This window comes from Vibrio sp. Scap24 (assembly GCF_013394185.1).
Lineage (GTDB): Bacteria > Pseudomonadota > Gammaproteobacteria > Enterobacterales > Vibrionaceae > Vibrio > Vibrio pomeroyi.
In genome coordinates this window covers 1,668,691-1,694,233 of the sequence record NZ_CP041333.1, presented here as the reverse complement: position 1 = coordinate 1,694,233, position 25,543 = coordinate 1,668,691, and the positions used below count along the sequence as shown (strand labels likewise).

The window sequence follows — 25,543 nt, the reverse complement described above, 5'->3', positions numbered from 1 at the left end:
TAATGAAAAAGACCGCCATTTTGTCGATAACCACGATAGCCCTGATGAGTACAGCGGCGGTCTTTTTATATCCCACCTTTTTACCAGTAAACACAGACGAGCTAAATTCAAACAAAAAAATAGAACAAAGCGCCTCCTCTTTGAAGGCAACCTCTCAACAAGATACCGAAATTGATAATGCATCAGCCAAAGACATGATGGAATATTTCGTCTCAGGCAATACCGAGCTAACCCTCGAAGATATTCGTGACAACGTGGCAAAACATCACGATCAATCACAAGGTGCCGTTGTCGATGAAGCACTGTTTGCCAAATACCTTGAATATAAATCGGCACTGACCTCGTTGGATGTTCAGTTCGACACTACATCAATCTCAGCCGAAGATTTACGCGCACTTAATCAAGCGCTACTCGATCTCCAGACTCAATTCTTTAACCAGAGCGAAATAAGCATTCTGTTTACTCATGACAATCGCATGAGAGAAATTGCTTTAGAAAAGTTATTGCTGAAACAAGAGGGCCTAGGTGAGCAAGACTATCAACAAAGGATGGATGCTTTGATGTCAGAACAGCCTGATTACGTTCAAACGAGCCATCAGAATCAGGTCTTGCTGCAACAACTATCAAGCTCTGAGGGGCTTGATCAGCAAGATAAATACTTAAAGCGAAATGAACTTGTCGGCGAAGAAGCTGCGCAAAGGCTTGAAGCGCTCGACCAACAAAGAGCTGAATTTGAAGATGCCTTGGAAGTTTACCAAGTAGAACGAAACGACATTCTCAATGATGCTGCGCTTTCGCATTTAGAACAACAAGAGACGATTGCTGATCTTAGGGTCGCACACTTTCCTTCTAAGCAGATTCGAAGAGTAGAAGCGATAGAAAGGATCTGGGACAAAGATCTTGGTGAGTAGGTTTGCTGAGCCAACGTGTTAGTTGAATTTATAGATTAAGCTTGTTGAATTAAGTCGTTGCCTAGAATTAAGTGAACGATTGCTTATTCTATAATTGTCCATAAATTTGCCGGCAACAAACATTATTGACTAAGTTATCACTCTTATTTGAACATAAATTTCACCTATGGTTGCAATAGCAATCCATCATTAATTGATGCATTCCTCGTGATTTAAGTCACATATTTATGTAAATGATAATTGATCTCACTATCGTTTGGGTGCAGTATACGCGAAATTTATTAAATTATCGTATGGATTTGTTGTATTTATGAAATCGTTTGTGTTGTTAGCTTTTTCTTCATTTTTTTATGGGTTGTGCAGTTTAAGAAGTATTATTATAAATTGTAGTTTTATTAATAAGCGATCTTGGACGTATAATTCTGCTATAAATAAAATAATCATCATTATGCTTACTACCATTGTAACAAGCGATAGTTTTGCTAAAGGAACTATATTATCTGTTAGTTCCACAAGTTTATGTAATGTTGTTGCTGGAGGGTGGAAAGATAAGAAAAATTTCGGAGTTGCAGGGTATGAGTACTGTCTTCTTGGGACATCTTACACTGAAGTTGTAAATTTGACGCAAACTCCTATTTATGTGGCGGACAAGTACAATTTTTATGGAATAATTAAAGTCGAAGGCGGTAGTAAACTGAGTCTACGGTATCCAGCTCGAGGAGTTCATATTGTTTCAGAATCAGATATGGCATATTACAGAGTACAAACAAAATTGGTTGTATCTGATATACAGAACGCAAAATCTACGAAAAATAAATATCGATCCATAGTTACAAATTTGCCATATACTTCAGGTGAAAAAGTATCAAGGTTCTTAGTCGATACTATTACCTTTGAATCACCACTTTATATCGGGAGTATTAATGACGTTTATGGTGAAGCATCAAAAACTGGAGGCTATGCGGTTGTTGGTTCAATTATCGGTGGTGCTTTAGAAGGGTGGGATAGCGAAGGAGCGTGTAGAGGAGATATTCTAAGATCGGCATTTATTGGTGGTGTAACAGGTGCTGCGAGTTTAGCTATGGCAGTCACTTATCCGACTGGTGCGGGACTCATTATTACCGGTATTGCTACAGCTGCTTTGGGTAAGTCCGTAACAGCGTTGTGTTCTCAGTGTCATGCTAGTACATGTGATAGTGATTCTGGTAGATTTTAATGTTTTATTTAGACTACTAGAATAACGATTTACTTTACTTTATATTTTCTAATGATAAAGGTGTCAGTTAATGGTTTTTTTATTATTTATATTTTATAAAGGGTTCGGGCTTTCTAGAATAAACTTCTAGACTATCCTCTTGGATTCCAAGTTATAAATGTGGAAGTCTAATAAATTTTCATTGTAGACTTAGTTTCTTTCTTGTTTTTCGAAAATTATATTATCTATATATGTATTAGTTGGTTTTGTAATACAGTTTGCTACGTAAGATTTCTAGAGGTTAAATCGAAATCGAATTTATAATTCGCTAAAGGGTTGTAATAACTCCAGAGTTTAATTTGGTTTTAATTTTTCGAATGGTTAAACTACATCAATAATAATAGAGCCTTGATATACTCTGACAGATACTGAGCAAAGTGGTAACTGTCAGAGCTTACTTTAGATGCTACACCTTAAAATAGTCTAACTGCTGCTTTTGTTGCTCAGCTAGGTTAGATAGCTCGTGGCTTGCTGCTGCGGCTTGAGTAATACCGGTTACGTTTTGGCTTACCAAACTGTAGATGTTTGAGATATTACGGTTGATGTCTGACGTCACTTGGCTTTGCTCTTCTGCGGCTGAAGCTACCTGAGTGTTAATCTCCGTCATGTCCGTTACCGAGTTAGCAATGCCAGAAAGGGCCGTGCTTACTTCAGCTGCCAGAGTTTGGTTGTGCTCTAGCATTGCTAGTGAACTGCTCATGCTCTCGTTAGCGTTGCCAGATTGAACCTGCAAACCTTCAATAATGGTTTGGATCTCTTTGGTTGAATCTTGAGTGCGTGCTGCCAGCATTCGAACTTCATCAGCAACAACTGCGAAGCCACGGCCACTTTCACCCGCACGCGCCGCTTCAATCGCTGCGTTAAGCGCAAGCAGGTTGGTCTGTTCTGAGATACTTTGAATCACCTCTATCACTTTACCAATCTGTTCTGAATGCTCTTTCAGGGTGCCGACGACGTTAGCTGCTTCGCTAAGTTGAACCGCCATTTGCTCATTAGCTTGGTTACTTTCATTAAACAAGCTCATGCTGTGTGTCGCCATTTCGTCAGCTTGCTTAGATGCTGAATCAGCTTGTACTGCGTTCTCGTTCACGTTTGCAGCTGTGCTTTCTAACTGGTTTACAGCAGAAGCGACTTGTTCCACTTCTTGCTTCTCTTGGTCTGAGTTAGCGCTTGATTGTGTCATTACTGCAGCCAACTCTGTCGATGCAGAAGCGACTTCGATACTGATTCGAGACAACGAACTGACCGTGTCACGCAGTTGCTCAACGGATTTGTTTACGTCTTGTGCAAGGCGTGAAATCTCGTTATCGCCATACTCTTCCGCTTTAACCAATAGGTTGCCTTTGGCTACTTCACGCATGGTTTCTTGAATATTGCTCAGCGGCTTAACAATGATGCCAGCAAGCGTCCAACTGATAACTAATGCGATAGAAAGAATCACGAGTAGGGCAATAGTCGCTGTATTCAGTGTGCTGGTGTGTTGCTGACCATTAATGCCGACTTCTTGAGTCGCAAGCAGGTTGAGCTTTTTAGAAAGCGTGTTGATTGCTTGCACCATGTCATTACCCGCGTGGCGATATTGATCGATGGCTACTTGATAGCGAGCTTCAAAGTCAGAAGACAGCGCAGTATCGCCGTGCTTTGCTTTTAATAGAGGAAGCATAGTGGTTCGAGAAAAGTCGACATAGTGATTCATCGCTTTGCTCATCGCGGCTACTTCATCTTGCATGCCTGGTACCGTGTCTAATGAATTCAGTAAGCGAGTATTCTGGTCACGCTTTTCATTGAGCGTTGCAACCAGTGTCTTCACATCATCAGCATTGAATAGGCTGTAGATCGCTTTGATGCGCATGCCATAGCTGTTGTCGACGATTTCGCTGAGTTCTTCTTTATGTAGGATGAGTTGGTCGGTTGCTGTTGATACATCTTTAAAAGCGTTTTCCAGTTTGTCACCACCGATGATGACCCCCGTCAAAAGTAGTACGACAGAAAAGAGTACTGGAATAAGAATTTGTATTTTTATCGATAAGCCACTGAGAAGTTGGCGCATGTATTGTCCCTCTTTGAATAAGTAAATGAGCAGAAGCAATTGTTATTATTGTAATTAGCAGGTGATTCTAACTTCTGAGAATGACAATTCAATCAGTAATAGATTCGATTTTGATATATGCGATAGGTATTTGATAAATATTGAATATTTATTGTACAAACAAGGCTTTGCCCTTAAATAAAGTGGGGTATTTAATACAGATAAGAGGCTGGTAGTCAGTAATGACAAGGGGTGGTGAGATATTAAGCGTTTTGGTTTGAAGACGTTGCAATTAATATTTTTCGCCTATGAATTCACTCGTTCTATTAGCTCAATGCTATTTAGTAAGGGAAAACCAAGAAAATAAATTGCAGTTGTCATATAGGCTTCAATTTAGTGAAACACAACTGTCACATTCAGATTCTAAAGTGGGCACCGTTCAAGCAAAACACAACATTACGGCAATAACGCCACTAAAGGAAATTTGTGATGAAAAAGACAGTTATCGGTGCAATCGCACTACTAGGCGCTCTAACAGTGAATACAGCTTCAGCTAAAGAAACTATCTCTGTAGTTGGCTCTAACAGTGCTTCTCCACTGGTTGAAGTTTTTGCAGAAACCTACATGAATAAAGGCGAACCAGTGTTCATCGAAATTCAAGCACCAGGTTCTTCTGCAGGCATCAAAGCAGCAAAAAATGGAAGTGCTGACCTTGGTATCTCTTCTCGTGACCTAAAAGAAGAAGAGAAAACAGCTGACCTGAAAGAGCTAGTAATCGCTCGTGACGGTATCGCAGTTGTTGTTAACCCGAACAACGAAGTATCTGCTCTAACTGCTGAGCAAATCACTTCAATCTACAAAGGCGACATCACTAACTGGAAAGATGTTGGCGGTGCTGACAAGCCAATCGTAGCAATCACTCGTGATACTGCATCTGGTACACGTGGTGCATTCGAAGACATCATGAAGCTTAAGAAGACAATTGGTGATAAGAAAGTATCGGCTATCTCTCAACGTGCACAAGTTGCAAACGGTAACGGCGCACTTAAAGTTTCTGTAGCAAGCAACCCATACGCAATCGGCTTTATCTCTCTAGGTACTGTTGACGAATCTGTTCACGCTCTAACTATCGACGGCGCTGCTGCGACTGTAGACAACGTTAAGAACGGTTCTTACAAAGTTGCTCGTCCTTTCCTAGTTCTTTACAAAGATGGCGCTCCATCAGCTGAAACTCAACAATTCCTAGACTGGATGGTTGCAGACGAAGCTCAAGCTATCTCAGCTAAAAAAGGCTACATCACAGTTAACTAATCTTAACTGACTCACTTTTAATTATTGCTCAGCCTGTCTTTAGGCTGAGCCTTTTCTTTCAACTTTGGTTATTTCGAGCTCTTTTTGAGCCACAAAGTTTGAGATTTTATATATGACCATCGCAAATAGTGAAAAGCTTATGAATACTGAAGCGACTCAAATCAATAAGCCGAGTCTGCGCACCAAAAAGCGCGTTGACTGGAGAGAAAGAATCTTCCACGGCTTGTTCTTATCGAGTGCTGTAATCGGCATCGTATCACTAGCCGTTATCGCTTACTTTATCGTTGCAGAGAGTATCCCTGCATTCCAAGAGGCTGGTGTTTCTGGCATCGTTCTGGGTGTTGACTGGTTACCTCCAGCTCTATTCGGTGTTGCAACTATGATTGTTGCATCGATTGTTTCGACACTAGGAGCTGTAGTTGTTGGTGTACCAGTTGGTGTATTAACCGCTATTTTTATTGCTGAGATTGCTCCAAAGCGCCTTGCAGATATTATTCGACCAGCAGTTGAGCTTCTAGCGGGTATCCCGTCGGTAGTTTACGGCTTCTTTGGTTTGGTAATTATCGTTCCAATGATTCAGAACATTTTCCAAGTACCAGCGGGTAACACTATCCTGGCGGGTATCATTGTTCTGGGTATCATGATTCTTCCTACCGTTATCACGGTTTCTGAAACTTCGATTCGTGCTGTACCTCGTACGTACAAAGAAGGTTCACTTGCACTGGGTGCTTCGAAAATCTACACGATTTTTAAGCTACTCGTTCCTGCTGCACGTTCAGGCATTATGACTGGTGTGATTTTGGGTATCGGTCGCGCACTTGGCGAAACGATGGCAATCATCATGGTTATGGGTAACGCGCCAGCAATGCCAGAAGGTATTTTGGACTCGGCTCGTACGCTAACAGCAAACATTGCTATTGAAATGTCTTACGCAAGTGGCGTTCACGCTAACGCACTGTACGCAACAGGTGTTGTACTTCTAGTGTTCATCATGATGTTAAATGGTGCTCTACTTTATCTTAACCGTGAAAAATCGAAGTAGGCGAGGATGAGTAATATGGATCTCGTAAAACTAAAACAAGCACGTCAAACCAAAGATAACATCCTGAAAGGTTTTATCTGGGCAGCAGCAGCTGTAACCGTTGGTTTCTTATTCTGGATTATTTGGTACATCCTATCGAACGGTCTGCAATACGTAGATTGGAACTTCATCACTGACGATTACACTCGTACTGGTGAAGAGCGTGGTATTTTCCCAATGATCATCGCCACGATCTACATGGTTATTGCATCGATTGCCGTTGCAGCACCACTGGGCATCATGACGGCAATTTACCTAACAGAATATGCGAAAGTAGGTAGCCGATTGGTGAAAGTGATTCGATTCTGTACTGAGTCGCTAGCTGGTATCCCATCGATTATCTTTGGTCTGTTCGGTATGACCTTCTTTGTTTCGATTCTTGGCCTTGGCTTCTCGATTCTGTCGGGTGCATTAACGCTAAGTATCTTGATTCTTCCTGTAATCATTCGTACTACAGAAGAAGCATTGATGGCAGTACCACAAACTTACCGTGAAGGCTCATACGGCCTTGGCGCTTCAAAAATCTACACTATCTGGCGTTTGATCTTACCAAGCGCAATGCCAGGTATCTTAACTTCGGTCATTCTTAGTATTGGTCGTGTAATTGGCGAATCAGCACCTGTATTTTTAACAGCAGGTATGGTGGCACGTGTTCCTGAGTCGGTATTCGATTCTGGCCGTACACTAACGGTTCACCTATATAAGCTGACAACAGAGCTATTTACTATCGATGAGTGGAACCAAGCCTACGGCACGGCGACAGTCCTAATCGTATTGGTTCTCTTGATCAACATGGTTACAAAACTGATTGCAAGACGCTTCAACACGGCAACTTACTAAGCTGATTAGCTGGCTCAACAACAAAGAGAGCCTCCGTGATAAAGAAAGCATCAAGCTAGACACGAATTTAAGAATTTAGAGATTACGAAAATGAACAAATTTGATATTGAGAACCTAGATCTGTTTTACGGCGACAACCAAGCGCTTAAATCTATCAACCTGCCAATTCCAACTCGTCAGGTTACTGCACTGATTGGCCCGTCTGGTTGTGGTAAGTCAACGCTACTACGTTGTTTGAACCGCATGAATGACCTAATTGAAGGCGTTACTATCAAAGGTAAGCTGGATATGGATGGCACAAACATCTACGGCAATATTGATGTGGCTGACCTACGTATTCGTGTAGGCATGGTATTCCAAAAACCAAACCCATTCCCAATGAGCATCTACGAGAACGTGGCTTACGGCTTACGTGCTCAAGGTATCAAAGACAAGAAGCACATTGATGAAGTAGTAGAAAGTTCACTGCGCAGTGCGGCACTTTGGGACGAAGTAAAAGACCGTCTTAAAGCACACGCATTTGGCTTGTCTGGTGGTCAACAACAGCGTCTATGTATCGCTCGTACCATTGCAATGGAACCGGATGTAATCCTAATGGATGAACCAACATCGGCTCTAGATCCAATCGCGACACACAAGATTGAAGAATTGATGGAAGACCTGAAGAAAGACTTCACTATCGTTATCGTAACGCACTCAATGCAGCAAGCGCGTCGTATTTCAGACCGTACAGCTTTCTTCCTAATGGGAGAGCTTGTAGAGCACAACGAAACAAGTGTTATCTTCAGTGAGCCAAAAGATGATCGTACTAAAGGTTACGTAAACGGTGACTTTGGTTAATTGATTATTCAAGTGCTGTGTTTGGCCTTTTAGCAAAACCAGCACGCTAACTGATACGCAGGTTAGATAATCGAATAGATCGACAGAATTATCACTATAACTATAAGCGATGGAAGTTTTGCCCCACTTTAGGTGGGGCTTTTTTATGCCTTTAAAAAAGTCCCAATGTCGATGAAATTTTGGGCAGGAAATCCCATTTTTGTAGTCCTTCTCATGCTTGTGATAATGTAAAAAGTGAAATTGCGACCCGCTTAACATCTCATTTTTAGTTAGATTGATTGCATATCAAGGCTTCTGTATTTTTGCTGTATTCTCAATAGCCAATGGACGGAAGCTGTGCCTGTAAAAGCCTTTGCAAAACAAATATCTGCTACGCGCGATCACCGTTTGTTGGCAGAGTCTCTTTTCGACTACTTGGCTAAGATGCTTGCTCCAAAAGGGGTTGGGATATTTGCTGAGCCAATCCCGGAAAGTGATTCGTTACCCTTGTTTTGTCATGGCGAATTAACCTCTCTTGAGAATTACCCCTCTACATTTTGGCCTTGGGTTTCACAGTTTGATACCGCAGACGGTGTGTTGCCGATGGCAATCAATACCTGTAATTGGGAACACATGAAAGTGCTTGGTGGAGAGTCGTTCATCATGATGCTCGACAACGCGCCTGCCTGTAGAACTTATTTAATTGTTCAAAATTGCAATGCTGAAAAGGTTAATCAAACCTTCGACCAAGATCTTGATGTCTTACAGCTAGCGGCGGCTCGTTGGCAATGTATTCGTGCCGAAAAGAATGCGGCGCTTGAGATAAAGCACCGAGACACACGCGAAGCACTGTACCTTGATGAGATAAAGCTACGAGAGCTGTTTGTTGATAACATGAAACTGGTTCATCAAGTGGCGTTAGAGCTTTCTAACCCTGAGTCGTTAGATGCTTTGTATAAAGCTTCGGTTGAAGCTGTCCGTGACCGTTTAGGTTTTGATCGTGCGATCTTCATGTTGCTCGATATGAAAAAGCGTTGCTTCAGCGGCACCTATGGCACTGACGAAGCGGGCAAGACAAACAGCGAGCATCATACTCAATACGACTTGCATCAACTTGAAGCCGAGTACATCGAGGCACTGTCCGATAACCATACCAATCTCGTCATTATCGAGAATGCCCCTCTATACACAGAAGGGAAGGTCGTTGGGCAAGGCTGGAACGGTATGCTTATCTTGCGTGAAGGGGACAAACCTGTCGGCTGGATCGCCATGGATAACTACATTCATCGCTCACCCATTACTAATTATCAAAAGCAGATGCTTGAGTCTTTTGGCTCTCTGCTTTCTCAGATCTACATCCGTAAGCGTCAAGAGCAGAACATACGTATGCTGCACTCGAGTATGGTTGAGCTATCTCGTTGTGACAGTGTCAGTGAAGTATGTAAGTCCGCGGTCAGTTTTGCGATTCAGCACTTAGGCATTGATCGATTAGCGGTGTTCCTTACTGATAAAAACTGTAGCTACATGCAAGGCACATGGGGCACTGACATTAAAGGCGATATTGTCGATGAGTCTTATTATCGCTCTGAGCTGGTGGAACGTGACATCGTAGCCGCAGCGCGTGCTTGTCCTAACCAAGTTGCGTTTGAAGAATCAGTCCCTATTTATCACGATTTTAATATTGTTGGCGTCGGTTGGACGGCAATGACCATGCTCACTACAAACACGGGTGAGCCGATTGCGTTTATCGCTGCTGATAACTTGTTAACTCGTAGCCCATTAACCTCACAGCTGCGTGAAGTAATCCGTATCTTTGCTTCAAGCCTTGCTGAGGTACTGCAAAGAACCATGGCTCAAGAGGAACTGAAGAAGCTCAATGAAACTCTGGAGCAGGAAGTCAGTAAGCGTACCCAAGAGCTAGAGTTGGCGAATGAGCAATTGGATATCATTTCTAAATTAGACCCTCTAACACGTCTTGGAAACCGCCGCATGCTGTCGCAGGTTTTAGAAGATTTGAACTGCGACGATCAAGGTGCCTTTGCCACACAACATGAAATTACATTTGGGCTGATCCTAGTCGATTTAGATCATTTTGGTTTGTACAACAGCGTCTATGGGCATACTGAAGGTGACGCGGCTCTGCGAACCATCGGCAAGATACTTAACGCTCATGTTCATAGTGACAAGGAAACCTTCTGTCGTATTGGCGGGGAAGAGTTTATGTTGTTGATGATCGGCACTAATAACACAGAAACGAAGCAACGTGCCGAGTCTATTAGAAAGTGCATAGAAGAGGCGAAGATCCTTCACTGCGAAAGCAGCACTAGCCCATATTTAACAGCATCAGTTGGGTATGCCTCTATAACTTCAGACCAACACCAGTTCGATTTTGATCTTCTTTACGGCAAAGCGGATAAGGCCTTGTATCAAGCTAAAGATTCGGGGCGAAATAGAATCGTCTCAGCCTTGAAGCGAAAAAAGGTCTCGGTTTCAATTTCTTAGTTCGGTATTATTTCTTCTTATCGTAAAAACGAACAAAGCCGTGATGCTCACAAGGTGGTCATCACGGCTTCTTTTCTTCTACCAAATTAGACTTTTCTAATTAATTAAAGCGTTTCTAGTGAGCTTTTACGCGTTCTGCTAGAGACTCGCTTTGGCTTCTTAACTGCTTTGATTGCCTCAGAAGGATCCCATGATGGGGTTGTCGAGCTAGCTTCACCATAAAGGCTTTGGTTTAGCTTGGTTAGCTCGGCTTCAACGGCTTCTAACGTCTCATCACTCAAGTCTGGGTTTTCAGCTCTCCATTGCTCAAACAAGGTTCTGGTCATCACACCATCTTTCGTTTTTAGAGCTTCAATAAGCGCTTCTGCTGTATCTGATTGACGTTCAATAGTGTGTGTTGGTTTTGTCGTTACACTGCGGCGTGACCAGAAGTAGAAAGCCATTGCTGAACTAACCAACCACAAGACTGCGAACAGGGCGGCGAGATAAGGCCAGAATCCAGGGTTATCAACAGTCACAACCGTTGGGCTGACTTGCTGGGTTGGCGGTGCTGTGACTGGTGGAGTGCTAGATGTCGGACGGTCACTTGCCTTTATCGCCAACTCTAGCCCAAGTGCTTTACTGGTTTGCTCAGATTGTGAATCGGTGTTGAACCAAGCTTGAGAAACATCTGGAAGCGAGATCTTTCCAGCTTCTTTCGGGATCAATACTTGCTTATAAACCACCACAGCATCGCCGGACTGTGTGGTACCAAATTGCGGCTTCTCTTCATAAACACGAACCGATTTAGGGTAGGTGATATTCAGCTTCGGCAGTTGGTGCTGGGTTAAGTTGCTAGCCGTCATAGTAATGGTACGAGTTAACGAATCACCCGCTTCCATTTCAATGGTTTGCTTGTCGCTTTCTAAACCATTGCTACTCTCCAGTTCATTGCCTTGGCTATCTGACCATTTTTGAATCAACTTGAAGTTCGATGTTGGTAACCACTCACCTTGGTAGCCTTTTGGCACCTCTTTGACGGTTACATCTAGGGTTTCGACGGGAGTATCGAGTTGGAACAATCGCGTTGTGCTTGAGTTGTTGGTCGAGTAAACAACGGCGCCAGTCAGTTTCGGTCCATTCAGCTTAAACTGCCCCGCTTTTTGTGAAGAGATACGGAAAGACTGTTGAACGACCGTCACTTCTTGTCCATTGAGGACATCTTGAAATTGCTTTGATTCACCAATAGGTTCCACGTCTAAGCCCTGCGAGCTCGGTGGCGCTATTTTAGGATCTTGCAGTCTTCTTGGGTCAGCTTTAATGATGAGTTTTACATCAAGCTCAGCGACTTCTTGTGGATATAGCGAGTCTTTACTCAGATTAATCTGGAACTCAGCCATGTCATGTTGAGTAGGTGCAGCTTTATTAACGGCAACATTGATGGTGATTGGCTTGGTTTTTGCCCCTTCAATATCGAAGCTAGGAATCTGAACCTTACCCAAACGAAGTGGCGCAAGGCTGATGTTCCATTCACTTGACACCGAACGGCTACCATTGACGATTCGCATCGACGTGCCAAAGCTTGGTGTACTGACATAGAAGTCCTGTCGGAGCGCCGTTAGATCAAGAGCATCAGAAGAGACCTTTTCATCGGTCGCGACTCTAAGTAGGAATACTTGATCTTTGGTGACACTGTTTTGTGAGACGCTCGCGACGGCAGTCGCCGCCAATGCCGAAAAGGACGAGAAAGCGCCTAACAGCAGCGTTAGGAGTATGGATAAAAATGGCTTGTTAAGAAATCGCATGGTTACCACTTTTTGTTCTGGTTGTTAGGAGCACTTTTTTGTCGTGCTTGTAAAATCATTTGTGCTTTAAGCAGCTGGCTCGGGTCACGGGCGCTTTCTACCTGCTCAAGCTTTCGCATATCTGGGTCACTTGATAGCGGTTGCCCTGAGGTTTGTGCTATAGCTTGTTGAGCATCGTCTTCACCTTTTTCGCTTGAAGCTTGTTGTGCGCTCGCACTTTGAGGTGTTGATTCATCTTGCTCTTCTGACTGCTCAGCTTTATTTGGTTGCTTAGACTGAGCGGCTTGCTCGCCTGCATTTACATCCGGTTGGTCTTTGGCTTGCCCTTGGTTTGCACTTTCAGCTTGGTCGTCTGTTGGGTTCTGCGAGTTTTCATTGTTCGCAGAACTTTGCTGTTGATCTGACGAGTCTTGCGAAGAATCATTTTGCTGACCTTGCTGACCTTGCTGACCTTGCTGACCTTGCTGACCTTGCTGACCTTGCTGACCTTGCTGACCTTGCTGACCTTGCTGACCTTGCTGACCTTGCTGGTCTTGGTCTTTTTGGTCTTTGGATTCAGAATCACCTTGCTGTTGCTGTTGCTGTTGCTGTTGCTGTTGCTGTTGCTGTTGCTGTTGCTGTTGCTGTTGCTGTTGCTGTTGCTGTTGCTGTTGCTGTTGGGCTTGTTTGACGATCTCTAGATTCTTCTTCGCATAAGCATGCTCAGGGTTGTTGTCTAGAATGCGTTGATACTCTTCTATCGCTTGATCGTACTTGCCTTGCTGAGCTTGTGCATTTGCAAGGTTGTAGCGAGCATCTTCGCCATACAAACCTTGTAGTGTCTGCTCAGCAGCTTCGAAGTCACCCGCTTTGTATTGTGAGATGCCTTTCCACTCTTGTTGCTGGAACTGCTCTGCAGCTTGTTGGAAGTCTTCATCTTGATAAAGCTGATAACCCACCTGATCGTCGGTTTTCCAAGGATTCGCAAACGCAGTATTCGGTTGGCTGAACGACAAAACCACAGCTAACCCGCACCAAATAACACCTTTCCTGAACAGCCCAAGTGCAGGGAGTAATAGGAACGGCAGTAACCAAAAGCCATTGTTGACTCTGGTGTTGAGTGAGTTATTGGTCTTGGTCACTTCAGAGGTTGTTGCAACTCGGTCGAGATAACTCGCGATATGCTCAACATCTGAGTTATCAAATTGAACCTCAGTGAACGTGCCAGCATAACTGCGAGTCAGTTCGCGCATGTTCTCTAAGTGGGTTCTCGCGACCACGGTTTGCCCTGAGTCGGTTTGCAGCATCGAGCCTGTTGGTAAAGAGATGGGTGCGCCACTTTCAGTACCCACCGCTAGAATGGATAGCGTCCAATTGCTACCAGATAGCAGCGAGTCGATCTCTTTCTTCTCTTGGTCATCGATATCATCCGCAATCAATACCAAGTCACCTTGATAGATCTTCGCGCGAGTCATCATCTCAATGGCAAGCTTTACCGCAGCAGGTGCGTTACTGCCTTGGTAAGGCATGATATCCGGAGACAAGTTCGGCACCTGGCTCTTGATGGTGTTGATGTCTGACGTAAGCGGGCTAATGGTGTAAGCATCGCCAGCGTACGCGACCATTCCGGTTAGACCTTCTTTCCACAACGAAAGCAGGTCAAGAGCTTTGTATCGCGCTTGAGTCAGGCGATTTGGTTTTATGTCGGTTGCGTATAGAGACATCGACATGTCCATCATCACAACTCGCGCCTGTGTTTTTTCAAAGCTCGGCTGTTCATTGTTTTGAAAGCTTGGTCCGGCTAGTGCAATAACACCGACTAACCACCAGATACCAAAGTAAGTGCTGCGATTTTTTGATGGCTTGGTTGATTCTGGCGCCAAGTATTGAGCGATATGAGACGCCAATAACCCTTGCTTAGATTGCTTCTTGCTAAACCACCAAATCGCGGGCAATGCGGCAAGCGCCAAGAACCAATATGGGTAGATAAAAGTAAAGTTAGACATTGTTTCTCCTAATGGCTAACAGCATAAATGCGAAGAACATGGCAGCCGACAAAGGCCATACAAACCACTCTTGTTGTGGTCGCCAAACCTTGGTGGCATTTGTCACGGGTTCCAATTGGTTGATGGTGTCGTAAATCGTCGCCAGCTCTTTACTGTCACGCGCTCGGAAGTATTGCCCGCCAGTGCGTTTGGCAATTTCCATTAGCGTGCGTTCATCTAGATCTTGAGCGGTGTTTACCTTACGAGTCATGAAAAACTCTTTAACCATCATTTCACCTGCGCCAACACCGACGGTGTAGATGGTTGCGTTGTACTTCTTGGCAATATCTGCAGCCTCTAATGGGTCTAATACCCCAGCGGTATTACTGCCGTCGCTGAGTAGTACCATCACACGTTGAGGCGCATCACTATCTACAAAGGTCTTGGTCGCCAGGCCAATGCCGTCACCAATCGCGGTTTGATTACCGATCAGTCTTAGGACCGCTTGATTGAGTTGCTGTGACAGCGTGTCTCTGTCCAAAGTCAAAGGTGTTTGTAGGTAGGCATGATCGGCAAAGAGCACCAACCCGACTCGATCGCCTTTGCGGCGATCAATAAAGTCGCTCAACACATGTTTGACTGCCGATAATCGGTCGATGTATTCACCATTGAACTGCATGTCCTCTTGGCTCATCGAGTAAGAGAGGTCGACAACTAACATCAAGTCACGGTGCTTGGGTTGAAACTCCACCGGCTCGCCATACCAAACGGGGCGTGCGAGTGCTGTCACCAGTAAAAGCCAAATAATGACGGACAACGCCTTTGGCAAGCGAGTGCTTGGCGTTGTGGTATTACTGTCCTCTGGCAGAAATGGAAGCTTAAGGGCGCTACTTGATTCCGCCTTAGGTGAGAACAAGTAAACGAGAAACGGCAGTGGCGCGAGGAAAAACATCCACCACCAAACGAATTCAATATTTAGTAAGCTCGTGTGTAAAAGATCAGTCATGGTTACCTCGCTTTGGAGGAAGGGCTTTACGAATCCAAGTTTCACAGTCATTAACTAATTGCTGCTGAACCTTACGCTGATCGTCATTCATTGAAGTTGGATCTTGATAAAGCGACTGTTGCCACTGAGCTTGTTTCTCTACAAACAACGGCTTTTTCAGTTGCGCGTCTAAGAATTTCAACCAATCTTCACCCGCTAGGCCTGCTACTTTCTCACGTGGGAAGTAGCTCAATGCTGCTTGACGAAGGATGCGTTGTGCTTCGCTAGGTGATAAGCGCTTTGAAGGCTGATTATTGTTGAAGTAAGACAGCGCTTCTTGCTTCGCCTGTTGATTGTTTTTTCTGCGTTTTACAATGAAAAACACCAAAGCAATCAGGATAATGGCTGTGATAATTAAGGCCCACCAACCCCATGCCAAAGGCCACCATGTTGGTGCGTCTGGTGCAATAACAGGGCTTAAATCTAAGGGCTGATTCATGACTGAGCTCCTGATATCTGGCTCATCAATGGCTGTGCACTCGACAGTGAGCTATAGGGTATCGCGAGAGATAACCCCATCTGTTGTAGCTGTTGCTGCTTGGTCGAGAAGGCATGGTTGAGCTTTTCCTTTTCTTTATTAGAGGAGAAGTTGAACCACTGTGTTTTACTGCCATCGGTAACTTGTTTCGAGCCTTTATAGGCTGTTTGACCTTGCTCTAGTGGGTCGTAAAAATGCACCAGACGTACTCGGTTGTGTCTGCGAATTTGACTAATAAGTGAGTAATCACTTTCTTGGTAGCGCACAAAGTCACTGAGTATAATGATATCGCTCCCTTTCGGGCAAAGCTGGTGCAGAGATTTCAGCCCATGCTCTAAAGTCGTGTCACTATGATTGTCGTGATTAGTCAGTGCTGCATTATTGATTTCTATGGCTTTTTGCAAAATACGCAGCGGCGCATGGTTGCTCGCACTGGGCTTAATCTCAATGATCTCTTTGCCCGTATCGATCACAGCACCAATTCGGTCTTTTTGCGCCACAGTTAACCAGCACAGTTGGCTAGCAAAGTGCGCAAGTTGAACCGATTTCAGCAACAAGGTTGAGCCGAAAATCATGCTGCTTGAGAGGTCCAAGAACAAAATGACAGGTTGCTCTCTTTCTTCAGAGAACAGCTTGGTATGTGCCTTGCCCGTTCTTGCTGTTACTCGCCAGTCAATGCTGCGAATGTCATCGCCCGCTTGGTACTGACGAACTTCCGAGAAATTCATTCCGCGCCCTTTGCGGTTGCTCTCATGTTGGCCATTGAGTTGTGACCAAAGGCTTTTCGCCGGAGGCAACCATCGAACAGACTGCGCTTTGTATTGCAGCAGCTCGTCCAGATTCAGCATCACGCCGTCACTGTGGTTAGGTAGTTGATTATTCATGCGCGTATTCCTATGCGCTACCAACCAGTGAAATAAGATGTGCGATCACTTGGTTTGCAGTGACTCCTTCAGCTTGTGCGTGGTAGCTACGAAGTAGGCGGTGACGCAGTACAGGGAATGCCATCGCTTGAACGTCTTGTGGTGTGACATAGTCGCGACCAGCAAGCCAAGCGTGTGCACGAGCGCAGCGGTCTAGAGCAATCGTTGCACGCGGACTCACACCCATATCTAACCATTGATCAAGTTGGTCGCTGTACTGCTTAGGTTGGCGAGTCGCCATTACCAGTCTGATGATGTACTGCTCAATGGTATCTGCCATATGAATATTGAGCACTTCTTGGCGCGCTTCAAAGATCGTTTGCTGAGATATCTCTTGTGGCTGAACCGATTCGTTGCCTTGAGCTTCACCACGGTTGAGTCGCAGGATCTCAAGCTCACTTTCCATATCTGGGTATTCAACTTCTAGGTGCAGTAGGAATCGGTCTAGTTGGGCTTCTGGCAGTGGGTATGTGCCTTCTTGCTCAATCGGGTTCTGTGTTGCCATTACCAAAAACAGTTCAGGCAGAGCATAGGTTTTTCGACCTGCAGTGACTTGTTTTTCTGCCATCGCTTCAAGCATTGCTGCTTGTACTTTCGCCGGAGCACGGTTGATCTCGTCCGCAAGAATAAGCGAGTTAAAAATCGGGCCAGATTGGAAGGTGAACTCTCCTGTCTCTGGTCGGAAAATATCGGTACCAGTCAAGTCCGCAGGCAGTAGGTCAGGCGTAAACTGAATACGGTGGAAATCCCCCTCAACACAATCAGCCAATGATTTTACGGCGCGAGTTTTCGCTAAACCTGGAGGCCCTTCAACAAGGATATGACCATCCGCCAGCAGCGCGATCATCAGCTGTTTAACAAGCTCTTGTTGACCAATGATTTGAGACTCTAAATAGTTTTGAAGGATTTCGAAATTTGTTTTGTGCATTTTGGACTCTCTGGGTATCCATTTGATTTTTATTTTGAGTATTGGTCACTTGTCCGTAGCAAAAAGTTCCAGTACATCTGCGTAATTTATTTTTTCAAATTTGGAATGATTTACAAGTAGTTAGATAAAAGCACCACTCGATTATGATTTTTACCATATCAACTGGTTTTTACATACTAAAGCTCAAAAGGAGGGTGCTCGTGAGAATTAGGTGAAATCTCAATGCTCAGATAACAAAAGCAAATACCAAGCCTTCCTGTATTCGCCCGGTTAATATCACATTGGGCTAAGTTAATTCAGTTGTTACATCATATTTGCAATTTTTTGAGAGAAAAATCTCTAGTTTTATTGGTTGTGGTCGATACATAACTTAGATTGTGCACTTCTGATTGGGGTGCACTAAAAAAGTCCTGTTCAGGGTACACAAATAACGAGCGATTCTTTTTGAAGGTCCAAATATGTTGAAAACTAACTCTCTGAGTATTAAGCAAAAGGTTGTACTTGGTATTACTTTTGCGGTTCTTGCTTCTACGGTCATTGTTGGCGCGATGGCGCAGCAACAAGCAAGAGATGTCTTGAGTCACCGATTGGTTGATATTGAACTTCCTGGGATGCTTGAGCGAATCAATGGCGAAATTGACCGTGAAGTCTCTCAACTGTTGTTAGCGGCGGAGCAAATTGCGTCAAATGAATTCATCTCTGATGCGATTGAATCGACAGATCGCGACCCTGCACTAGAGAACAAGTTAGTTAAACAACTGAACAATGTTCGTAACCAATATCAGTTAAACGATGCTTCAGTGGCGAACCGTCAAACGGCTTACTACTGGAACCAAAATGGTTTCTTACGTCAGTTAAACCAACAACAAGATGGTTGGTTCTTTGGTTTTACACAGTCTGGACAGCCAACCATGGTGAGTATGTTCCAAGAAGCCAATGGTGAAGTGAAAATGTTCGCTAACTACCAACAGCCTTCTGGCTTAGCGATGTCTGGTCTATCAAAATCAATGGACGACATGGTGAGCCTACTGAACGGGTTCAAGATTGAAAACACCGGTTTCGTATTTTTAACGGATAGCCAAGGTGATGTGCAGATTCACCGTGAGCGTTCTCGCAGTGATTCTTCTCTTCAACAACTTTATGGCCCTCAATCAAGCCAGCTTTTGAACAAGTCAGGCTTCAACCTGATTACCACAGAAAGCCAAGGTCAAGAGCTGTTCGTGGCGAGTTTATACGTGTCGTCGATGGACTGGTTTGTTATTGGTGTAGTACCAACGGGCGAAGTTTTTGCTGAGCTAGATGAGACAGCACAAAAGATGCTAATCATGACTGCGGTTGTGGCCTTAGTATTTATCCTAATGGGCGTAGTGCTGGCAAACAGTATTACTCAGCCGATTAAACTACTGGCTAAACGCTTTGGTGACCTAGGTGAAGGTGATGGTGACCTTGCACAGCGTATCGAAGTGAAAGGTAACGATGAAATTGCACAGCTTTCAAAAGGCTTCAACGGATTCATTGAAAAGATCCACGAGTCGATGAAAGAGGTATGTTCAACAAGCCAAGCGCTTCAAGTGGCAGCAGAGAGCGTTTCTAACAAAGCACACATCACTCATGACAATAGCCAAGAACAGCGTGACCAAACGCTTCAAGTAGTGGCGGCAATTAACCAAATGGGTATGACCATCAGTGAGATTGCATCAAACGCAGCAACAGCAGCAGAAACGGCAACGCAAGCTTCGGGCAATACGGAAGTGGGTCGTTCTGTGGTAAACAAAGCAAAAGACGCGATAAGTCGTTTAGCGCAAGATATAGAAAGCACGGGTCAAGTGGTTGAACAGCTTGCTTCAACAACGCAAGATATTGGCTCTATTCTGGGTGTTATCCGTGATATTTCAGAGCAAACTAACTTGCTTGCACTGAACGCCGCAATTGAAGCCGCACGTGCCGGTGAGCAAGGTCGTGGTTTTGCTGTGGTAGCAGATGAAGTACGTAACCTAGCAAGCCGCACTGCAGATTCAACGGAAGAGATTCAGAAGATGATCAACCAACTGCAAAGCGATGCGAAAGATGCGGTAACGGCAATGAGTGCGGGTAAGGTTATTACCCTTGAGGGTGTATCTGCATCGGATGAAGCGGTAGACGTACTGGGTGGTATCTCAGACCGTATCGTTGATATTACCGACCGTAACACGCAAGTTGCTACGGCAACGGAAGAGCAGTCGACCGTGGTTCACACCATCAACCAGAACATTGAAGAGATCAACGCGATCAACGAAGTGACGACGGGTACGGCTGAGCAACTTGCAGAAGCGAGCCAAGAGCTTCGTGACCTATCTTCCCGTCTAGATAAGATGGTTGGTTCATTCAAGCTTTAATGTCTTTAAGCTTTAATATCTTTAAGCTTAAATACCTTAGGTCATAGCATGGCTTAGGTAGTTACATGGACGAAGAGCTGGATTCATTTAATCGTGAATCCAGCTCTTTCTGTTTTGTGGTTTTGTTTCTTTCTAACTGACCTTAGCTTGATCTGGTTTCGGGCTTTAAACTCAATCACCCTAGCATCACAGGGCGTAAATGAGTAAAATCCGATTAGGTTTAATATTTAGGTAAGTATCATGAGCGATTTTGAAAAAGAACTAGAGCAGATGACTCAAGAGATGGGCGATGAGCCAGAGGTAAAACTGCCATCACTTGAAGAGCAAAAAGCGATCGTTGCTGAATTTAAGCGACTAGAGGCGGAAGGCAAACTGACTCCAGAAGTGTTAGAAAAGCATTTTGGCCAGTTCAACAAAAAAAGTGATACGCCAATCCACTAAGCTTGAGACACGTCCTCTCTTTTAAGTAATGGTTTTGAGTGACTGTTTGAAGTGATTGGTTGAGCCGAGGCTCTAACTGAACAGATAAAGGTCTAGCGCACGCTAGGCCTTTTTATTGTCTGTCGATAATGTGCCAGTGAAAGCAATGCGTGTGCTGATTTAGAGCTTACAGAAAGAAAAATCCCCCTTACAAGGTAAGAGGGATTGGATTTGGACAGTTATCGATTAACAGTGAATCGATTAATCAGTGCCGTACTCTTTGTATAGACGACGACATGCTCGGCCATCGCTGTGGAACAAGTGACAACGGTGCGCTGGAATGCCAATCGCTAGTTTGTCGCCAGGTTCAACCGTTAGCGTGTCTGGTTGACGGTAGATAACGTCAGCATCTGCGCTTTCAAGGTTTAGGTAAACTTGAGTTTCGTTACCTAGCTTCTCGACGATCATTACTTCGCCTTCAATCGTTGCATCACCTGCTTCAGCAGACATCAAGTGCTCAGGGCGAACACCTAGAGACATACGGTCGCCAACGTTAACGGTTGTACCATCAACAGGGATCCAGAAAGTCATGCCGTTTGAAAGCTGAACCAATACGCGCTCTGCTTCAGCCTGTTCAATGTGCACAGACATAAAGTTCATCTTCGGCGAGCCAATAAAGCCAGCAACGAAACGGTTTTGAGGGTAGTGGTATAGGTCAAGTGGCTTACCAACTTGAGATACGTAACCGCCATCAAGAACAACAATCTTATCGGCCATTGTCATCGCTTCCACTTGGTCGTGGGTAACGTAGATCATGGTGCAACCAAGTTGACGTTGTAGCTTAGTGATTTGTGAACGCATTTGAACACGTAGCGCAGCATCTAGGTTAGATAGCGGTTCATCCAGTAGGAATACGTTAGGTTGAGAAACCAGAGTACGACCAATGGCAACACGTTGACGTTGACCGCCAGAAAGTGCTTTTGGTTGACGCTCTAGTAAGTGACCAAGCTGAAGGATTTCAGCGGCATGCTCAACACGCTTATCAATCTCAGCTTTATCTGCGTTTGCTAGCTTAAGACCAAAAGACATGTTGTCGTAAAGGTTCAGGTGAGGGTAAAGCGCGTAAGATTGGAACACCATACCGACGCCACGCTTTGATGGCTCAACGTCGTTCATGCGTTGGTCGCCAATGTACAAATCACCAGACGTAATGTCTTCTAGACCTGCGATACAACGTAATAGCGTCGATTTACCACAACCTGATGGTCCAACGAATACTACGAATTCACCTTCGTTGATGTCTAAGGTTACGTCCTTAGAAATCTGTACATCACCATATGATTTATAAACGTTTTTTAACGTGACACTCGCCATCTAGCTTGTCCTCGATCGATCAAATTTTAAGTTTTACTGCTTATCATTATAAGAAATTTTTGGGTCAGCAGTAACTGTAGGAATTGGTAAGTATTGAGTGAGTAAGAAAAAAAGTGGGTGAGACTTGGATTCTGTAACCAAGCCCACCCGTCATAGCCAAACTGGTGCCTATTTCCCCCACATCCAGCTAAACCTCCCCCGTGATTCAATCACAGATTTAGCTCGATGCTTAATAAAGACAACAGCGGGCAGTGAAGCCAGCTTAATGAACAATGTGGTTACACACGACACTTGCTGGTAAAGGGTTCTTACTATCCACTCTTGGATGAATGCAGTTTCCGTGAATTGGCGGAAGGGTACATCCTCCTAATAGAAAATTAACTAGGGGGAGTAGGAGGGGAGGAGTAGATATAGGGGGTTAATAATAATTGGCGATCCAGTTCAAATAAATCCACCACATAACGGTGATGTTGATCACGATGAGTATGTGTTTTGTGATTCTAGTCTCTAATCTGACCGGATGGCGATCACGAATTTAAGCCATAATAGCTAGGGCGTAGTGGCTAGGATGATGAGCTAGGGTCTGTTTTCTCAGATCATAACCTCCGAAAACTGGCTCGTCTTGGTAGATGTGCCCTACGTATAAATATAAAAAGGATATTCACATGAAAAACGCTCTAAGCGCTGTAGCTCTAGGTACATTGGTTGCTCTGGGTTCTTTTGGTGCAAACGCTGCTATCGAAGAAGGACAACTAACAATCTGGGTAGGTGGTGACAAAGCTTATGAAGGCATGGCTGAAGTAGGTAAACGCTTCGAAGAAGACACTGGTGTTAAAGTAACAGTTGCTTTCCCTGACAAGCTAGAAGAGAAATTCCCTCAAGTAGCAGCAGCTGGCGACGGCCCAGATATGATCTTCTACGCACACGACCGTTTTGGCGGCTATGCAGAAGCGGGTCTTCTTGTAGATATCAAACCTTCTAAAGAGACTAAAGAAGGTATCGTAGACTTCGCATGGGACGCTGTTTCTTACGAAGGTAAAACAATTGCTTACCCAGTAGCGGTTGAGTCAGTTTCTCTAATTTACAACAAAGCACTTGTTCCTAATCCACCTAAGTCTTGGGAAGAAATCCCAGCACTTAACGCTGAACTTCAGAAAGACGGCAAGAAAGCGATCATGTGGCCTCTACGTGGCGGCGCTTACTTCACATGGCCTCTACTTGCAGCTGACGGCGGTTACGCATTCAAACAGACTGCAGAAGGTTACGACATTAAAGATGCGGGCGTAGCGACTGACGGTGTTCAGAAGTCTCTAGGTTTCATCGAGAAGATGGTACAAGACAAAGTTATCTCTGCAGACATGGATTACTCAGTAGCTGAGTCTGAATTCGTTGCAGGTAACGTTGCAATGACAATCAACGGTCCTTGGGGTTGGGAAAACATCAAGAAAGCTGGCGTAGACTACGGCGTAACAACGCTACCTAAGTTCAACGGTAAAGCGTCTAAACCTTTCGTTGGTGTATGGGCTGGTGGTATCAGCACAGCTTCTCCAAACCGCGACCTAGCTGTTGAGTTCATGGAAAACTACCTACTAACTGATGAAGGTATGAAGAGCCTGAATGACGACAAGCCACTAGGCGCTGTTGCTCTTAACTCTTTCCAACGTCAACTAGACAGCGATACTCGTATTGCAGCAACAATGGACAACGCGATGAACGGCGAAATCATGCCTAACATCCCTCAGTTCACAACGTTCTGGTACAGCATGGAAGAAGCGATCGGCAACGTAGTTGACGGCCGTCAATCAGTAGACCAAGCACTAAAAGCTGCTGAAGGTCGTATGACTAAGTAACAACCAAGCACTACCTTTTAAGGAGAGGGCAACCTCTCCTTACTTTTCTATTTTTTATCTATATCGCTAGCAGGTTCCTCTATGCAGTCAGTTCAAGGTACAGATGCTATCCCAGCACCATCAAGCCTTCCAGGCAGTAAAAGCGTCTTCATCAAATGGGGGTTGCTTGGTAGCGTTGGCTTAATTAACGGCTACGCTACAATTCTAATGTATTCTCGCGGTGAGCTCGCTTTTGCGTTGCTTACAGTGATCTTAACGGCTTTGGCACTTTACATTTTTGGTAGTAAGAAAACTTACGCCCACCGTTATATTTACCCAGGTATTGCCGGAATGATCTTGTTCATTCTTTTCCCATTGGCATACACCGTAGGGCTTGCGTTTACAAACTACAGCGCAAAAAACCAGCTTTCTCTAGAACGTACTCAAACCGTTCTTTTAGACCGCACTTTCCAAAGTGGTGATAGCTACCCATTCACTTTGTACAAAACAGACGACGGTCACCAGATCGTGGTTAAAGATGGCGACCTACTATTAGCGACTGACGTATTCTCTTTAGACAATATGACAGCGACAGAAATGGACCTATCTGCAATCGAGTCTACGCAAGGTGAAAAAGAGAAGATCAAAGCGATCATCCAAAACCGAGCAGCGATCAGTGGTGTTGATTTCAATCTACCGGACGGTGGTGACATCCGCATGAGTGGCTTACGTAAGTTCGCTTCTGTTGCTCCGCTTTACACCCTTCAGGATGATGACGAAACGTTAATCAACAACGAAACGGGTGATGTTCTCAAGCCAAATATGGAGTTAGGTTTCTACCAACCTGTTGATGTCAATGGTGAGTTTACAGGTAACACAATCTCTCCGGGCTTCGTTGTTAGCATTGGTACACATAACTTTGAACGTGTGTGGAAAGATGAAGGCATTAAAGAACCTTTCATCAGCATCTTTATTTGGACGGTTATCTTCTCTGTATGTACCGTAGTGTTCACACTTGTCATCGGTCTTGTACTGGCGAACATCGTACAGTGGGAAGAATTGAAAGGCCGCTCTATTTATCGTGTTCTACTGATTCTGCCTTACGCAGTACCAGCGTTCATCTCGATTCTTATCTTTAAGGGTTTATTCAACCAGAGCTTTGGTGAGATCAACATGGTGCTCGAGAATATCTTCGGCTTAAGCCCGAACTGGTTCTCAGACCCAATCCTAGCGAAAACCATGGTGTTGATTGTTAACACATGGCTAGGTTTCCCTTACATGATGATTCTATGTATGGGCTTGCTGAAAGCGATTCCTGATGACTTATACGAAGCGTCAGCAATTGACGGTGCGAACTTCCTTGATAACTTTAAGCGCATCACATTCCCATTGATGATTAAACCGCTTACACCGCTACTGATTGCAGCGTTTGCCTTTAACTTCAATAACTTCGTAATGATTCAACTATTGACGAATGGTGGCCCGAACATGATTGGTACTTCTGAGCCAGCGGGTTACACAGACTTGCTTGTAAGCTACACGTACCGAATTGCATTCGAAGGCGGCGGCGGTCAAGACTTCGGTCTAGCAAGTGCAATCGCAACGCTTATCTTCCTATTGGTTGGTGCACTAGCGTTACTAAACCTTCGTTTCACTAAACTGTCTCAAGATTAAG

Annotated in this window: 19 protein-coding genes; 11 read left to right on the top strand and 8 right to left on the bottom strand. The window is 44.5% G+C overall.

Annotated elements, in window-relative coordinates; all coding sequences use genetic code 11:
- Nucleotides 1-2: 2 nt before the first annotated feature.
- Both FLM53_RS22865 and FLM53_RS22860 read left to right on the top strand, forming a co-directional pair.
- The gene (locus FLM53_RS22865) at nucleotides 3-911 is read left to right on the top strand and encodes a lipase secretion chaperone (protein WP_176679271.1); all 909 of its coding nucleotides are present in this window, start codon (nucleotides 3-5) and stop codon (nucleotides 909-911) included.
- Between the two features lie 310 nt (nucleotides 912-1,221).
- On the top strand, nucleotides 1,222-2,127 hold the full coding sequence (locus FLM53_RS22860) for a hypothetical protein (RefSeq protein ID WP_176679272.1): 906 nt from the start codon (nucleotides 1,222-1,224) through the stop codon (nucleotides 2,125-2,127).
- Nucleotides 2,128-2,572: 445 nt separating this feature from the next.
- Here FLM53_RS22860 and FLM53_RS22855 read toward each other — a convergent pair whose 3' ends face one another.
- On the bottom strand, nucleotides 2,573-4,216 hold the full coding sequence (locus FLM53_RS22855; RefSeq protein ID WP_176679273.1) for a methyl-accepting chemotaxis protein: 1,644 nt from the start codon (nucleotides 4,214-4,216) through the stop codon (nucleotides 2,573-2,575).
- A gap of 468 nt (nucleotides 4,217-4,684) precedes the next feature.
- Between FLM53_RS22855 and FLM53_RS22850 the strand changes: the two genes are divergently transcribed.
- The 5 genes from FLM53_RS22850 to FLM53_RS22830 all read left to right on the top strand — a co-directional run bounded on the left by FLM53_RS22850 (nucleotide 4,685) and on the right by FLM53_RS22830 (nucleotide 10,748).
- Entirely contained in the window at nucleotides 4,685-5,506 is an 822-nt protein-coding gene (locus tag FLM53_RS22850; RefSeq protein WP_050652528.1) for a phosphate ABC transporter substrate-binding protein, read from the top strand.
- A gap of 112 nt (nucleotides 5,507-5,618) precedes the next feature.
- A complete protein-coding gene (gene pstC / locus FLM53_RS22845; RefSeq protein WP_176679274.1) occupies nucleotides 5,619-6,548 on the top strand; it encodes a phosphate ABC transporter permease subunit PstC in 930 nt (309 codons plus the stop codon).
- Nucleotides 6,549-6,563: 15 nt separating this feature from the next.
- Complete coding sequence (gene pstA, locus FLM53_RS22840) at nucleotides 6,564-7,427, top strand: phosphate ABC transporter permease PstA (protein ID WP_017632259.1); 864 nt, start codon at nucleotides 6,564-6,566, stop codon at nucleotides 7,425-7,427.
- A gap of 90 nt (nucleotides 7,428-7,517) precedes the next feature.
- Nucleotides 7,518-8,267 (top strand): phosphate ABC transporter ATP-binding protein PstB, encoded by a 750-nt coding sequence (pstB, locus tag FLM53_RS22835; RefSeq protein WP_004732036.1) that lies wholly within the window; start codon nucleotides 7,518-7,520, stop codon nucleotides 8,265-8,267.
- Nucleotides 8,268-8,603: 336 nt separating this feature from the next.
- Nucleotides 8,604-10,748: a GGDEF domain-containing protein gene (locus tag FLM53_RS22830; RefSeq protein WP_176679275.1), complete on the top strand. Its 2,145-nt coding sequence runs from the start codon at nucleotides 8,604-8,606 to the stop codon at nucleotides 10,746-10,748.
- A 104-nt stretch (nucleotides 10,749-10,852) separates the two neighbouring features.
- Here FLM53_RS22830 and FLM53_RS22825 read toward each other — a convergent pair whose 3' ends face one another.
- Genes FLM53_RS22825 through FLM53_RS22800 form a run of 6 tightly spaced genes read right to left on the bottom strand, consistent with a single transcriptional unit; the run spans nucleotide 10,853 to nucleotide 17,870 of the window.
- On the bottom strand, nucleotides 10,853-12,532 hold the full coding sequence (locus FLM53_RS22825; RefSeq protein WP_176679276.1) for a BatD family protein: 1,680 nt from the start codon (nucleotides 12,530-12,532) through the stop codon (nucleotides 10,853-10,855).
- Between the two features lie 2 nt (nucleotides 12,533-12,534).
- A complete protein-coding gene (locus FLM53_RS22820; protein WP_178992132.1) occupies nucleotides 12,535-14,517 on the bottom strand; it encodes a VWA domain-containing protein in 1,983 nt (660 codons plus the stop codon).
- A complete protein-coding gene (locus FLM53_RS22815; RefSeq protein WP_176679277.1) occupies nucleotides 14,510-15,502 on the bottom strand; it encodes a VWA domain-containing protein in 993 nt (330 codons plus the stop codon). The genes FLM53_RS22820 and FLM53_RS22815 overlap by 8 nt, the downstream gene beginning before the upstream one ends.
- Nucleotides 15,495-15,980, bottom strand: a complete 486-nt coding sequence (locus FLM53_RS22810; RefSeq protein WP_176679278.1) for a DUF4381 domain-containing protein — start codon at nucleotides 15,978-15,980, stop codon at nucleotides 15,495-15,497. Before FLM53_RS22810 ends, FLM53_RS22815 begins: the two co-directional genes overlap by 8 nt.
- Nucleotides 15,977-16,903, bottom strand: coding sequence for a DUF58 domain-containing protein (locus FLM53_RS22805; RefSeq protein WP_176679279.1), 927 nt, complete (start codon nucleotides 16,901-16,903; stop codon nucleotides 15,977-15,979). Before FLM53_RS22805 ends, FLM53_RS22810 begins: the two co-directional genes overlap by 4 nt.
- 10 nt (nucleotides 16,904-16,913) lie before the next feature.
- Nucleotides 16,914-17,870, bottom strand: coding sequence for a MoxR family ATPase (locus FLM53_RS22800; protein WP_176679280.1), 957 nt, complete (start codon nucleotides 17,868-17,870; stop codon nucleotides 16,914-16,916).
- A 458-nt stretch (nucleotides 17,871-18,328) separates the two neighbouring features.
- On the opposite strand from FLM53_RS22800, the gene FLM53_RS22795 reads away from it, so the two are divergent.
- Both FLM53_RS22795 and FLM53_RS22790 read left to right on the top strand, forming a co-directional pair.
- Nucleotides 18,329-20,245 (top strand): methyl-accepting chemotaxis protein, encoded by a 1,917-nt coding sequence (locus FLM53_RS22795; protein ID WP_176679281.1) that lies wholly within the window; start codon nucleotides 18,329-18,331, stop codon nucleotides 20,243-20,245.
- 240 nt (nucleotides 20,246-20,485) lie between these two features.
- Nucleotides 20,486-20,686 carry a hypothetical protein gene (locus FLM53_RS22790; protein WP_017057910.1) on the top strand — a complete coding sequence of 67 codons (201 nt, stop codon included), beginning with the start codon at nucleotides 20,486-20,488 and terminating at the stop codon, nucleotides 20,684-20,686.
- A gap of 240 nt (nucleotides 20,687-20,926) precedes the next feature.
- Here FLM53_RS22790 and malK read toward each other — a convergent pair whose 3' ends face one another.
- Complete coding sequence (gene malK / locus FLM53_RS22785; RefSeq protein ID WP_017633183.1) at nucleotides 20,927-22,039, bottom strand: maltose/maltodextrin ABC transporter ATP-binding protein MalK; 1,113 nt, start codon at nucleotides 22,037-22,039, stop codon at nucleotides 20,927-20,929.
- Nucleotides 22,040-22,704: 665 nt separating this feature from the next.
- Between malK and malE the strand changes: the two genes are divergently transcribed.
- The gene (gene malE, locus FLM53_RS22780; RefSeq protein WP_176679282.1) at nucleotides 22,705-23,889 is read left to right on the top strand and encodes a maltose/maltodextrin ABC transporter substrate-binding protein MalE; all 1,185 of its coding nucleotides are present in this window, start codon (nucleotides 22,705-22,707) and stop codon (nucleotides 23,887-23,889) included.
- Nucleotides 23,890-23,970: 81 nt separating this feature from the next.
- Complete coding sequence (malF, locus tag FLM53_RS22775; RefSeq protein ID WP_176679283.1) at nucleotides 23,971-25,542, top strand: maltose ABC transporter permease MalF; 1,572 nt, start codon at nucleotides 23,971-23,973, stop codon at nucleotides 25,540-25,542.
- The last annotated feature ends 1 nt before the right edge of the window (nucleotide 25,543 follow it).